Here is a 12,531-nt window from a genome sequence, read left to right as displayed (position 1 = left end):
CCCGGCCAGAATACCGATCATCCCCCCTTGCACCTCTCCCCCCAACGCCTATAACGCGGAGAATTTGCAAATATCCCGGGGGCCTGAAGCATGCCGAAAAGAACCGATATCCAATCGATTATGATCATTGGTGCAGGGCCCATCGTGATTGGTCAGGCCTGCGAATTCGACTATTCTGGCGCTCAGGCCTGTAAGGCCCTGAAAGAGGAAGGCTACCGCGTCATCCTCGTCAACTCCAACCCCGCCACCATCATGACCGACCCCGGGCTGGCAGACGCCACATATATCGAACCGATTACCCCCGAAATCGTCGCGAAAATCATCGAAAAAGAACGCCCCGATGCGTTGCTGCCCACCATGGGTGGCCAGACCGGGCTGAACACCTCCCTCGCCCTCGAAGAAATGGGCGTGCTGGAAAAATACGGCGTCGAAATGATCGGGGCCAAGCGCGAAGCCATTGAAATGGCAGAAGATCGCCAGCTTTTCCGCGAAGCGATGGATCGTCTCGGCATCGAAAACCCCAAGGCCACCATCGTCACGGCCCCCAAGAATGCCGACGGCAAAAAAGACCTTGCCGCGGGTGTGGCCATCGCGCTCGAAGCGCTTGAATATGTCGGTCTGCCCGCGATCATCCGCCCCGCCTTTACCATGGGCGGCACCGGCGGCGGTGTGGCCTATAACCGCGACGATTATGAGTTCTTCTGCCGCTCGGGCATGGACGCGTCCCCGATGGGGCAAATCCTGATCGACGAATCCCTGCTGGGCTGGAAAGAATACGAGATGGAGGTCGTGCGCGACACTGCCGACAACGCCATCATCGTCTGCTCCATCGAAAACGTGGATCCAATGGGCGTGCACACGGGCGATTCGATTACCGTCGCCCCGGCGCTGACCTTGACCGACAAAGAATACCAGATCATGCGCAATCACTCGATCGCCGTCCTGCGCGAGATTGGCGTCGAAACCGGCGGATCGAACGTGCAATGGGCCGTGAACCCTGCCGATGGCCGTATGGTCGTGATCGAAATGAACCCCCGCGTCAGCCGTTCCTCTGCACTAGCCTCCAAGGCCACGGGCTTTCCGATTGCCAAAATCGCGGCGAAACTGGCCGTTGGCTTTACCCTGGACGAGCTTGATAACGACATCACCGGCGTCACCCCAGCGAGCTTTGAGCCGACAATCGACTATGTCGTTACCAAGATCCCGAAATTCGCCTTTGAGAAATTCCCCGGTTCCGAACCCTATCTGACCACCGCGATGAAATCCGTGGGCGAGGCGATGGCGATTGGCCGCACCATCCACGAATCCCTGCAAAAGGCGCTGGCCTCGATGGAATCAGGCCTGACCGGTTTTGACGAGATCGACATCCCCGGTGCCCCCGAACAGGCCGCCCTGATCAAAGCGATCAGCAAGCAAACACCGGATCGCATGCGCACCATCGCCCAAGCGATGCGCCACGGCATGTCCGACGTGGACATCCACGGGGTGACCATGTTCGACCCGTGGTTCCTTGCCCGTATCCGCGAGATCGTCGAGGCCGAGGAAGTTGTGCGTGAAGAGGGTCTTCCGTTGACAGAGACTGGCATGCGCCAGCTCAAGATGATGGGCTTTACCGACGCACGCCTTGCGACACTGACCGGCCGCGACGAAGACAACGTGCGCCGCGCCCGCCTGAACCTTGGCGTCAAGGCCGTGTTCAAACGCATCGACACCTGCGCCGCCGAGTTCGAAGCGCAAACCCCTTACATGTATTCCACCTACGAATCTCCCGCCTTTGACGAAGTCGAATGCGAGGCCCGCCCGTCCGACCGCAAAAAGGTCGTGATCCTGGGCGGTGGCCCGAACCGCATCGGCCAAGGCATTGAGTTTGATTATTGCTGCTGTCACGCCTGCTATGCGCTGACCGACGCGGGTTACGAAACCATTATGGTCAACTGTAACCCCGAAACCGTATCGACCGACTATGATACCTCGGACCGCTTGTATTTCGAGCCGCTGACCTTTGAACACGTCATGGAAATCATGCGCGTCGAACAGGAAAACGGCACGCTGCACGGTGTGATCGTTCAATTCGGCGGTCAAACCCCGCTGAAAATCGCGCAAGCCTTGCAAGACGCAGGCATCCCGATCCTTGGCACCACACCCGACATGATCGATCTGGCCGAAGACCGCGAACGCTTTGCCGATCTGATCAAGAAACTTGGCCTAAAGCAGCCCCATAACGGCATCGCCCATTCCGACGCCGAGGCGCTTTCAATCGCCGCCGACATCGGCTTCCCGCTGGTGATCCGCCCCTCCTACGTCTTGGGCGGCCGCGCGATGGAGATTGTGCGCGACCAAGCCAGCCTTGAACGCTACATCCGTGAGGCCGTTGTTGTTTCCGGGAAAAGCCCCGTGCTGCTCGACAACTACCTGTCCGGCGCGGTCGAGCTTGACGTTGACGCGCTGTGCGACGGCAAGAACGTCCACGTCGCAGGCATCATGCAACACATCGAAGAGGCGGGCGTTCACTCCGGTGACAGCGCCTGTTCGCTGCCCCCCTATTCCCTACCCCGCGACATCATCGCCGAGGTCGAAAAACAGACCAAGGCGCTGGCCCTTGCGCTCAACGTGGTCGGCCTGATGAACATCCAGTTCGCGATCAAAGACGGCGAGATTTACCTGATCGAGGTCAACCCTCGCGCCTCGCGCACCGTGCCTTTCGTGGCCAAAGCAACCGATTCAGCTATCGCATCCATCGCCGCGCGGATCATGGCGGGCGAGCCGCTGTCGAACTTCCCGCTGCGCGCGCCCTATAACGCCGACGCCGCCTATGACGACGTGCTGCCGCTTGGCGATCCGATGACGTTGGCCGACCCGAACATGCCGTGGTTCTCGGTGAAAGAGGCGGTGCTACCCTTCGCCCGTTTCCCCGGTGTCGACACGCTGCTGGGGCCGGAAATGCGCTCTACCGGTGAAGTCATGGGCTGGGATCGTGACTTTCCCCGCGCCTTCCTCAAGGCGCAAATGGGTGCCGGCAACCCGCTGCCCCGCAACGGCTGCGCCTTCCTGTCGATCAAGGACATGGATAAAACCGACGACATGCTAAGCGCCGCGCGCATCCTGCTCGAGCAAGACTTTACCATCGTCGCGACCCGTGGCACCGCCGATTGGCTGACATCCCACGATATCGCGTGTCAGATCGTCAACAAAGTCTACGAAGGCCGCCCCGACATCACCGACATGATGAAGGACGAAGCGATCCAACTGGTGATGAACACCACCGAAGGCGCGCAAGCGGTCGAAGACAGCAAATCCATCCGCTCCATCGCGCTCTATGACAAGATCCCGTACTTCACCACCGCTGCGGGATCCTATGCGGCCGCACTGGCGATCAAAGCACAGGCCGAAGACGAGATTGGCGTGAAGTCGCTGCAGGGGTAATCAAAGGGGCATAGCCTGCCTGCGGGAAGGCGATGCAACTGTTGATCTGACCACTTTATCTCTGCTGCCGTGATGTGTGTTATCCAAGACGTGCTCAGCCTTGATAAATCGCCTACCCGTGGGGCGGGCAGGCGATGGCCCGGTGCCTGCGGCTTGATTCCGGGCTTGGCGGCTGTCTCCTCACCCCTGCCGCCGCTTCAACTCCGCCACCCGCTCTACTTCCTCAGGGCGCTGCGCCTCCCTCTTCACAAAGATCACCGTGCGGCGGGTCAGGAACACGGCGTCGATCCAGGACACCAGCTCGGATTCCTCTGCGCTTAGTGCGGGCCATTCGGTTTGGCAGCCAGCCAAAGCCGCCTGTAGCCGCGAGATGAAGGTCCAGCAGGATTCAGGATGATCCGCGTAGACGTCATATTTGATCGGCATCGGGAAGGACGTGAAAATATCCTCGATCACGTATAGCCCCCCAGGGGGCAGCAACGGGAACATGGTTTTGAACGCGATGATCTGATGCGACCATTTGTGGCTGGCGTCGTCCAGCACGATGGACGGCTTATAAGTCTGCGCCATTTTGGTCAGAAACGCGGGGTCCGACGCGTCACCGATGCAGATCGTGAAATCATCGCCTGAAAATTTGCGCACCCGCCGGTCATTATCCACGCCCACGATCAGCGCCTTGGTAAAGAACTGCCGCCATGACCGCAAAGACGCCGCTTTGATGCGCGGCAGGCCGACGCCCAGCTCCATAAAGCAGAACTCCTGATCCTTGAACGGTTTGAACAGAAACTCATACAGCCGCATGTAGTCATGGGTGCGCGATGATTTATCAGTTCCCATTTCTTGGGCAAGCTGATCAAGTTCACCAAGGGGCAAAAGCGGCGGCAGGGTCATGGCGGCTCCGGTATGGGTGGGTTTGGACGACAGTGCAATCAAGCCCCCGGCATGACAACCGTTTATCACGCAAACGGGCGCAAAGCGGGGCGCTTCAGCTTGACCTTACTGCTTGTTTTGGGCTTTATCGGTGGTCTGCAAGAAAGGGTTCATCATGTACACACCAGCCATTACCGGTAGCGGGATTTTCACGCCGGATCAGGTTATCACCAACGCCGAGCTGGTTGTCGCCTTTAACGCCTATGCCGATCTTTATAACGTCGAACACGCCGACGAGATCGCGGCGGGCACGCTTGCGGCCAAGGATCATTCCTCGGAAGAGTTTATCTTTAAGGCGTCGGGCATTGAGCAACGCTATGTCATGGACAAAACCGGCATTCTGGACCCAAAGGTTATGCACCCGCTGCTGCGCCAACGGTCGGATGATGAACCCGGGATAATGGCTGAAATGGCGCTGGATGCCGCGCAAAAGGCATTGGCTGATGCGGGCAAGACGGCGGCGGATGTGGATGCGGTGATTTGCGCCGCGTCGAACCTTGAACGCGCGTATCCTGCGGTGGCGATTGAAATTCAGGACCTGTTGGAAATCAACGGCTTTGCCTTTGACATGAACGTGGCCTGTTCGTCGGCCACCTTTGGCATTCAGGCCGCTGCCGACATGATACGGTCCGGATCGATCCGGTCGGCGCTGGTCGTGAACCCCGAGATTTGTTCAGCCCATCTGGAATGGCGCGACCGTGATTGCCATTTCATCTTTGGTGACGTTGCCACCGCCGTTTTGATTGAACGGGTCGAGGACGCAACAGGCCCCTATTTCGAGATTAAATCGACCCGTTGTGCGACGCAGTTCTCAAACAACATTCGCAACAACAACGGTTTCCTGCGCCGGTCACGCCCCGATGGTGTTGCGGATCGCCGTGACATGCAATTCATGCAAAACGGGCGCAAAGTGTTCAAGGAAGTGCTGCCCATGGTCGCAGAACATATCGCGGGCCATATGGCGGACGATGGCGTCGAGGCAGCTGATCTGAAACGGATTTGGCTGCATCAGGCCAACAAATCGATGAATGATTTCATCGGGCGCAAGGTGCTTGGCCGCGCACCAGAGGCAGGCGAACAACCCAATATTCTGCAAGACTATGCAAACACATCATCCGCTGGATCGATCATCGCATTTTCCAAATATTCCAGCGATCTGGCCGAAGGGGATGTTGGGCTGATCTGTTCATTTGGTGCGGGATATTCCGTCGGCTCTGTACTGGTTGAACGCCACGGGTAAGCGCGGCGTTTATCTATGGTTTTTGTGACCGCACGCCATCCCCGCCATCAATTCGCAGCACCCACCTTGAACGCCCGCCCCGACTGCCTGTAAAGGGACCCATGGCAAAGCTATACTTCCACTACTCGACCATGAACGCAGGCAAATCCACGGTGCTGCTGCAAGCCGCACATAACTATGTGGAGCGCGGCATGGTCCCGTATTTGCTGACGGCGCAATTTGATAATCGTGCGGGCGACGGACGTATCGCGTCACGCATCGGCATCGGACAAGAGGCCGATACATTTGGCACTGACGAAGATCTGTTTGAAAAGATCAAGGCCCGTCTGGAGTCAGGTCCCTGCGCCTGTATCTTTATCGACGAGGCGCAGTTTCTGGGCGAAGAACAAGTTTGGCAATTGGCCCGTGCCGTCGATGATTTAGGCGTGCCGATCATGTGCTACGGGTTGCGGGTCGATTTTCGGGGGCTTTTGTTCCCCGGTTCGGCAACCTTGCTGGCGCTCGCGGATGAGATGCGCGAAGTGCGCACCATCTGCCATTGCGGCAAGAAAGCCACGATGGTGGTACGTCAGGATGCACAGGGACAAGCCATCAAAGAGGGCGCGCAGGTACAGATCGGCGGGAACGAGACCTATGTCTCGCTCTGCCGTCGCCACTGGCGCGCGGCCGTCGGGCGCTAAACTGCGTTCGGGGGCGTTTGCCCTGCGACACCGGCCTTTAGATTATCGACCGCCATCATCCACATATTCAACCGCACCTCGTGGGACGCTGTGCCCAAATGCGGCAACAGAACCACGTTATCCAAGGCGCGCAACGCGTCTGGAACCGCCGGTTCGAATTCGTAAACGTCCAAACCCGCACCGCCGATGGACCCTGCCTGCAAAGCATCAATCAGCGCGTTTTCATCGACGATGTTGCCGCGGGCGATGTTGATCAACAGGCCATGGGGCCGCATCGCCGCCAAAACATCGGCATCAATCAGATGATGCGTGTCATCGCCCCCCGGAACCGCAATCACCACGACATCCACAGCGGCGACCAAGGCTGTAAGGTCGCTGATATGCTCGGCCTCATAGGCAAGGTCTTTGGCGCTGCGGCTGAAGTATTTTACCGGCATGGAAAACCCAAAATGACACCGCTGTGCCACCGCTTGGCCGATCCGGCCCATGCCGACGATGCCAACGGTCTTGCCCGTCAAATGCATACCCAGCAGTTGCGATGGGTGCCAACCGGTCCAAGCGCCAGAGCGCACAAGCCGTTCGCCTTCGCCGGCGCGGCGGGCTGCCATCAACATCAGCGTCATGCCGATATCTGCGGTGGCATCCGTCACAGCACCGGGCGTGTTGGACACGAGAATGCCGCTGGCTTTGGCCGCCGCCGCATCAATATGGTTATACCCGACCCCAAAATTGGCGAGGATTTTGCAGCGCAGGTTTTCTATCTGCGCGAACAGATTGGCGGAAAACATGTCCCCCAAGGTCGGCAGCACACCATCATAGTCACGCAAGGCCGCGCGCATTTCATCCGCTGACATCGGCGTATCAATGTCGCGGTATGTCACATCAAAGCCCGCAAGCGCGGCACGCACTTCGTCGGGGGCGGGGCGGGCAATCAATAGTTTGGTCAATGCAAGCGTCCTCCGTTTGGGACAGGCTGCGCGGGCCGCGTCAGCACAATCGCCCCGTTCTCATCAGGTACCCCAAGCACCAGAACCTCGGACATGAACGGCCCGATCTGGCGTGGCGGGAAATTCACCACACCCATGACTTGGGTGCCGACCAGATCTTCGGGCGTGTAATGCACCGTGATCTGAGCGGATGTCTTGCGTTCGCCCACCTCGGGGCCAAAATCGATCCACATCTTGATGGCGGGTTTACGCGCTTCGGGGAAAGGCTCGGCACGTGTGACCGTGCCAACGCGGATATCAACCGCCAGAAACTCGTCAAAGCTGATCTCAGTCACGCGACAGCTCCCTCGACCGATCGGCGGCGGCAGCGACAGCGCGCTTTAGCAGGGCCGGAAATCCGTTTTCTTCATCCATCAGCACCTCAAGCGCGGCCTGCGTCGTACCATTCGGGCTGGTCACGTTCTTGCGCAATTGCGTGGGGTCTTCATCCGCCGCTTTGGCCAAGGCCCCTGCCCCGGCAACAGTCGCTGTCGCCAGTTGCAACGCCAGTTCCGGGCTTAGCCCTTGGGCAACACCGCCCGCCGCCATGGTTTCGATCATGTGAAATACATAGGCCGGGCCAGAGCCGCTGACCCCCGTCACCGCATCAATCTGCGCCTCTTCCTCCAAACAGACCACGTCACCGACGGCGCTCAGCAGCTCATCGGCCTCGGCCATGCCCTTGGCACCGACATTATCATTACCAACGATAGCGGTGATGCCTTGGCTTACGGCGGCAGGCGTGTTCGGCATGGCGCGCACGATCGGTGTCTGCGCACCCAGTGTTTTCTCAAAGGTGGCGATTGTGGTGCCCGCGGCGACGCTCACGAACACGGTCTTGCCATTGCCCATCGCCTGCAACGTCGGCAAGGCGTCGCCCATCATTTGCGGTTTTACAGCGACCAACACGATGGCGGGGGCGGCAGGCAGATCGACGTTCAACTGAACGCCCTGATCTTTCAGCCAGTCAGATGGATAGGGATCAATCACCCAAACCGATGATTTCGGCAATCCACGCGCCAGCCAACCGGCCAGCATCGCTGAACCCATCTTGCCACAGCCCAGCAGAACCAGCCCGTCTTTAGCAATACGTGTATCTTTCATCGCGATAGCCCCCAATTTTAAACACTTGGGGGCAACACTTACGCGTGGCCGTAGGCCTCTGCAATGGCAACCTCTAGCGCCTGCTTGGGCGTTTGGTTGCCCCAAAGCACAAGCTGCACAGCCGGATAGTAGCGTTCAGCGCTGAGCACAGCCGCACCGATCATCGTGTCGATCTGTTCGGCAGATGCCTCGCGACCGCCAGATAGCACCAGACCATAGCGATAGATCATCGTCTTTTGTTCAGACCAATAGGTGAACGCACCCGCCCAGCATTGATCGTTCATATCGTTCAGCAGGTGGTATAGCTCGGGCAGTTTTTCGGCAGGTGGGTCCATTTCAAACGAACAGATCAACCGCAGCGTTTCGTCATAGGCAGACCATGCAAGTGTAATCGAATAGGTCCGCCACTGCCCCTCAACCGCCATTGCGATCTGTTCATCGGAAATTCTGTCAAAATCCCAGTCGTTAAAAGCTGCCAGATTTTCGACGATGTCGATGGGATGGATTTCGTCGTCAAGATATTGCTCGCTTAGGGCCATGTTACCACCTCGTATCTTCTTGGGCATATCGGCACCAACGGCACCTCTATACGTGGGTGAGTTCACTATAAGGTGGGGAATATTCCCGCACCCCATACTAGATATGGTGCGCATATGATGGCGGTCTGGCAAGTCTTTTTCTGGGGATAGATGCAAAAGCTAGGGGATAACCGCAGTATTTTGTGGATAACGTCACAAAAATTTCATGCTTAACAAAGGTTTGCGCGCCGATACTGGACTGAAGGGCGATAAAACCACCCTGCCCACAAAATAAACAAAGCACCCGAACGCAAATCCGGATGCCTTTTGCTGAATTCAAACGGAATTGAAAGCGGCGATCAGCCTTTGGCTTCCATCGCGTCCAAACGCGCCTTAAGCGCCTCGTTCTCTTCACGGGCTTTCTGCGCCATCGCGCGCACCGCATCAAATTCATCGCGGGTCACAAAATCACGATCGGCCAGCCAACGGTCCATCATACCTTTCATGGCGGTTTCCGCCTCGGTTTTGGCCCCTTGTGCGACGCCCATGGCATTGGTCATCATCTGCGAAATATCGTCGAAAATCTTGTTGCGGGTCTGCATTGTGGTCTCTCCTGATCAGCGGCTGCTCTCTATATGGTGCTCAATTCATGTTCTCGCAAGGTTGACTTCACCGCACGGGCAGGCTCAATCGCCTCTATGAACGCAATGATCGACTTCCCGAATATATCCCCCGAGATTTTCTCGGTTTCGTTATTTGGCATGACTTTTGCCCTTCGCTGGTATGCGCTTGCCTATATTGCCGGCATCCTGATCGGTTGGCGATTGGTTGTACGCACCGTCAATCATCCCGAATATTGGAAGGACGCCGCCCCCGTCATGACCAAAGAGCGGGTCGAAGACCTGCTGTTCTGGGTTATTCTGGGTGTGATCTTGGGCGGGCGGCTTGGCTATGTGCTGTTTTATCAGCCGGCCTATTATCTGGAGAACCCGTTTCAAATCCTACGGATTTGGGAAGGTGGGATGTCGTTCCATGGCGGCGCGATCGGCGTCATCGTGGCGTTGCTGGTCTTCACCACCCGCCACGGCCTGAACAAGATATCGACCGGGGATATGGTCGCCCTTGGCCTCGCGCCGGGGTTGTTTTTGGGGCGGGTGGCCAATTTCATCAATGCCGAGCTGTGGGGCCGCCCGACGGACTTGCCGTGGGGCGTCGCCTTTCCGACGGCTGCGGCACAAGACTGCCCAGACGTGCTGGGCATCTGCGCCCGCCACCCCTCGCAACTCTACGAGGCGCTGCTCGAAGGGCTGATCCTGGGCACATTTCTGCTGTACATGGCGTGGCGTCGCGGAGCGTTTAAATGCCCCGGCCTAATCAGCGGCACGTTTCTCGCCGGATATGGCATCGCCCGCTTCATGGTCGAATTTGTCCGCCAACCGGATGCGCAGTTCATCGCCCCCGGCAACCCGCTGGGCCTTGCGTGGGAAATCGGCGGCTATGGTTTAACCATGGGGCAAATCCTGTGCCTGCCAATGATCGCAGTCGGAGCGTTTTTCATTCTGCGGGCCAGACGCGCCGCATGAGCGACCTTCTGGACCATATAAAAGCGCAGATACGCGCCAATGGCCCAATGCGTATTGATGAATACATGGCGACCTGCCTGCTGCACCCCACGATGGGCTACTACACCACGGGCGATCCATTTGGCGTTCAAGGTGATTTCACCACCGCCCCCGAGATCAGCCAGATGTTCGGAGAGATGATCGGCCTGTGCCTTGCGCAGACCTGGCTGTCTCAGGGTGCGCCAAAGCGGTTTACCTTGGCCGAGCTAGGCCCCGGACGCGGAACGCTGATGGCAGACATCTTACGCGCGACTCGCAATGTGCCGGGCTTTGTTGATGCGGCCGAGATTACGCTGGTCGAGGCATCGCCCAAGCTGCGCGATGTTCAAGCGGCCACATTGAGCCAGCACAAGCTCGGATGGGCCGACACCGCAGACACCCTGCCCGATCAACCGCTGTATCTGGTGGCCAACGAATTCTTTGATGCGCTGCCGATCCGCCAGTTCATCCGCAGCGGCGATAGCTGGCGCGAGCGGCAGATCGGGGTAACAGACGGGGCTCTCAGCTTTGGGTTGGGGCCGGTTTTGCCACAACCCGCCCTTGCCCCGCGCCTTGACGACACCGCCGAGGGCGACCTGATCGAGGACTGCGCACAAATTGCGCCAAACCTGCAGGCGGTATCGGGGCGCATTGCGACCCATGGCGGCGCGGCACTTATCATTGACTATGGGGATTGGCGCAGTTTGGGTGACACCTTTCAAGCATTGCGCGCCCACGAAAAGACGAACCCGCTGCTGGCCCCCGGCAGCAGCGACTTGACCGCGCATGTCGATTTTGAACAGCTTGTCGCCGCAGCCGCGCCGGCCCTGCATACCCGCGTAACGCCCCAAGGTGTTTTCCTTGAAAGGCTTGGCATTACGCAGCGTGCGCAAGATTTAGCCAAGAGCATGGGCGGCCCGAGGCTAGAGGCGCATATTGCCGCACATCGGCGCTTGACGCACCCGGATGAAATGGGAAACCTGTTCAAGGTAATCGGGCTGTATCCACCGACACAGATACCGCCACCGGGATTGGAACGATGACGCTTGAAATTCTAACATCTGATTGTCTGGGTGGGCTGCGCCACGGGTTTTTCACGCGCCGTGGCGGGGCATCTTCTGGTGTGTTTACCGGATTGAACTGCGGCTATGGCAGTTCAGACCAGCGCGAGATTGTGCAGATCAACCGCGCTAGGGTCGCAGATGCGATGGGTGTGCCGGACACACATCTAGTTGGTGTGCACCAGATACATTCAGCCACAGCGATCACCGTCGATGGTCCGCTTGACGAAACGCCGCGAGCGGATGCCTTGGTCACTGCCACCCCGGGGCTTGCCCTGTCCGTTTTGACGGCGGATTGCCAACCGGTGCTGTTTGCCGACCCTGACGCAGGTGTGATCGGGGCCGCCCATGCGGGTTGGCGTGGGGCGCTGGATGGCGTGCTACTGGCCACCGTCGAAGCAATGGAAACATTAGGCGCGCAGCGTGCCAATATATCTGCGGTTATTGGCCCTTGCATCAGTCAACGCGCCTATGAAGTCGGGCCAGAGTTCCTTGAGGATTTCCTTGCCGAAGATCCCGACTATGCCCGCTATTTCTCCAATGGCGCGGAGGATCGTATGCAATTTGATCTTCCCGGATTTGGTTTGAACCGCCTGCGTGCAGCCGGGGTGGGCAATGCTGAATGGACCCGTCACTGCACCTATGACGATCCGGCCCGGTTCTACTCCTACCGCCGCACGACACATTCCAAAGAAGCTGACTACGGCCGGTTGATCGCAGCGATCACCCTCTGAGTCGCGACAATTTGTCGAAAATGCGACGAACACCTGCCATGGTTTTGCCAGATACCGTATCTTGGTGCCCTGCCGCCTGCACCAGATCATCGGCGCGCGCCATAATGCAGGCCCTAAAAACACCCGCAAAACATGGCGTTCAAAACGATTGGGGCGAAACCGTCATAAACTTGATTTCCAGCATTTGAATTTCAAGGAAAGAAATTTTTCGACGCCCTAACCTTGCCCAAAAGCCTTTGCATATTGGTCCCAAC

Annotated in this window: 12 protein-coding genes; 6 read left to right on the top strand and 6 right to left on the bottom strand. The window is 58.3% G+C overall.

The features are described from left to right. Nucleotides 1–90: 90 nt before the first annotated feature. Nucleotides 91–3,423 carry a carbamoyl-phosphate synthase large subunit gene (carB, locus tag BM347_RS06160; protein WP_093915579.1) on the top strand — a complete coding sequence of 1,111 codons (3,333 nt, stop codon included), beginning with the start codon at nt 91–93 and terminating at the stop codon, nt 3,421–3,423. A gap of 180 nt (nt 3,424–3,603) precedes the next feature. Here carB and BM347_RS06155 read toward each other — a convergent pair whose 3' ends face one another. After that, entirely contained in the window at nt 3,604–4,314 is a 711-nt protein-coding gene (locus tag BM347_RS06155) for a class I SAM-dependent methyltransferase (protein ID WP_139226454.1), read from the bottom strand. Nucleotides 4,315–4,468: 154 nt separating this feature from the next. On the opposite strand from BM347_RS06155, the gene BM347_RS06150 reads away from it, so the two are divergent. Then, complete coding sequence (locus BM347_RS06150) at nt 4,469–5,593, top strand: beta-ketoacyl-ACP synthase III (RefSeq protein WP_093915577.1); 1,125 nt, start codon at nt 4,469–4,471, stop codon at nt 5,591–5,593. 101 nt (nt 5,594–5,694) lie between these two features. Continuing rightward, the gene (locus tag BM347_RS06145) at nt 5,695–6,273 is read left to right on the top strand and encodes a thymidine kinase (RefSeq protein WP_093915576.1); all 579 of its coding nucleotides are present in this window, start codon (nt 5,695–5,697) and stop codon (nt 6,271–6,273) included. Here the strand turns inward: BM347_RS06145 and BM347_RS06140 are convergent. From BM347_RS06140 to BM347_RS06120, 5 genes are all read right to left on the bottom strand, one after another. Further along, entirely contained in the window at nt 6,270–7,220 is a 951-nt protein-coding gene (locus tag BM347_RS06140; protein ID WP_093915575.1) for a 2-hydroxyacid dehydrogenase, read from the bottom strand. The two genes, BM347_RS06145 and BM347_RS06140, sit on opposite strands and share 4 nt — an antisense overlap. Next, entirely contained in the window at nt 7,217–7,555 is a 339-nt protein-coding gene (locus BM347_RS06135) for a tRNA-binding protein (RefSeq protein WP_093915574.1), read from the bottom strand. Before BM347_RS06135 ends, BM347_RS06140 begins: the two co-directional genes overlap by 4 nt. Next, nucleotides 7,548–8,363, bottom strand: a complete 816-nt coding sequence (gene proC, locus BM347_RS06130; protein ID WP_175498514.1) for a pyrroline-5-carboxylate reductase — start codon at nt 8,361–8,363, stop codon at nt 7,548–7,550. The genes BM347_RS06135 and proC overlap by 8 nt, the downstream gene beginning before the upstream one ends. 38 nt (nt 8,364–8,401) lie before the next feature. After that, entirely contained in the window at nt 8,402–8,902 is a 501-nt protein-coding gene (locus tag BM347_RS06125; protein WP_093915573.1) for a type III secretion system chaperone family protein, read from the bottom strand. A gap of 338 nt (nt 8,903–9,240) precedes the next feature. Then, the gene (locus BM347_RS06120; protein ID WP_093915572.1) at nt 9,241–9,483 is read right to left on the bottom strand and encodes an accessory factor UbiK family protein; all 243 of its coding nucleotides are present in this window, start codon (nt 9,481–9,483) and stop codon (nt 9,241–9,243) included. Between the two features lie 96 nt (nt 9,484–9,579). Here BM347_RS06120 and lgt point away from each other — a divergent pair, with 96 nt between their 5' ends. The 3 genes from lgt to pgeF are packed head-to-tail and all read left to right on the top strand — an operon-like array spanning nt 9,580 to nt 12,277. Then, nucleotides 9,580–10,464 (top strand): prolipoprotein diacylglyceryl transferase, encoded by an 885-nt coding sequence (gene lgt / locus BM347_RS06115; RefSeq protein WP_093915571.1) that lies wholly within the window; start codon nt 9,580–9,582, stop codon nt 10,462–10,464. Continuing rightward, nucleotides 10,461–11,525: a class I SAM-dependent methyltransferase gene (locus BM347_RS06110; RefSeq protein ID WP_093915570.1), complete on the top strand. Its 1,065-nt coding sequence runs from the start codon at nt 10,461–10,463 to the stop codon at nt 11,523–11,525. The genes lgt and BM347_RS06110 overlap by 4 nt, the downstream gene beginning before the upstream one ends. Then, nucleotides 11,522–12,277, top strand: a complete 756-nt coding sequence (gene pgeF, locus BM347_RS06105; protein WP_093915569.1) for a peptidoglycan editing factor PgeF — start codon at nt 11,522–11,524, stop codon at nt 12,275–12,277. Before BM347_RS06110 ends, pgeF begins: the two co-directional genes overlap by 4 nt. Nucleotides 12,278–12,531: the final 254 nt, after the last annotated feature.

Source organism: Sulfitobacter marinus (assembly GCF_900116285.1).
Classification (GTDB): Bacteria; Pseudomonadota; Alphaproteobacteria; order Rhodobacterales; family Rhodobacteraceae; genus Sulfitobacter; species Sulfitobacter marinus.
Note: the sequence above shows the minus strand (reverse complement) of the source record. Positions and strands in the feature narration are given on the sequence as shown.

Excerpts from the sequence above, each read along its gene's own strand:
- BM347_RS06145 (WP_093915576.1), top strand. The coding sequence starts at position 5,695 with ATGGCAAAGCTATACTTCCACTACTCGACCATGAACGCAGGCAAATCC.
- lgt (WP_093915571.1), top strand. The coding sequence starts at position 9,580 with ATGAACGCAATGATCGACTTCCCGAATATATCCCCCGAGATTTTCTCG.
- BM347_RS06110 (WP_093915570.1), top strand. The coding sequence starts at position 10,461 with ATGAGCGACCTTCTGGACCATATAAAAGCGCAGATACGCGCCAATGGC.
- BM347_RS06155 (WP_139226454.1), bottom strand. The coding sequence starts at position 4,314 with ATGACCCTGCCGCCGCTTTTGCCCCTTGGTGAACTTGATCAGCTTGCC.
- BM347_RS06150 (WP_093915577.1), top strand. The coding sequence starts at position 4,469 with ATGTACACACCAGCCATTACCGGTAGCGGGATTTTCACGCCGGATCAG.
- carB (WP_093915579.1), top strand. The coding sequence starts at position 91 with ATGCCGAAAAGAACCGATATCCAATCGATTATGATCATTGGTGCAGGG.
- BM347_RS06125 (WP_093915573.1), bottom strand. The coding sequence starts at position 8,902 with ATGGCCCTAAGCGAGCAATATCTTGACGACGAAATCCATCCCATCGAC.
- proC (WP_175498514.1), bottom strand. The coding sequence starts at position 8,363 with ATGAAAGATACACGTATTGCTAAAGACGGGCTGGTTCTGCTGGGCTGT.
- pgeF (WP_093915569.1), top strand. The coding sequence starts at position 11,522 with ATGACGCTTGAAATTCTAACATCTGATTGTCTGGGTGGGCTGCGCCAC.
- BM347_RS06120 (WP_093915572.1), bottom strand. The coding sequence starts at position 9,483 with ATGCAGACCCGCAACAAGATTTTCGACGATATTTCGCAGATGATGACC.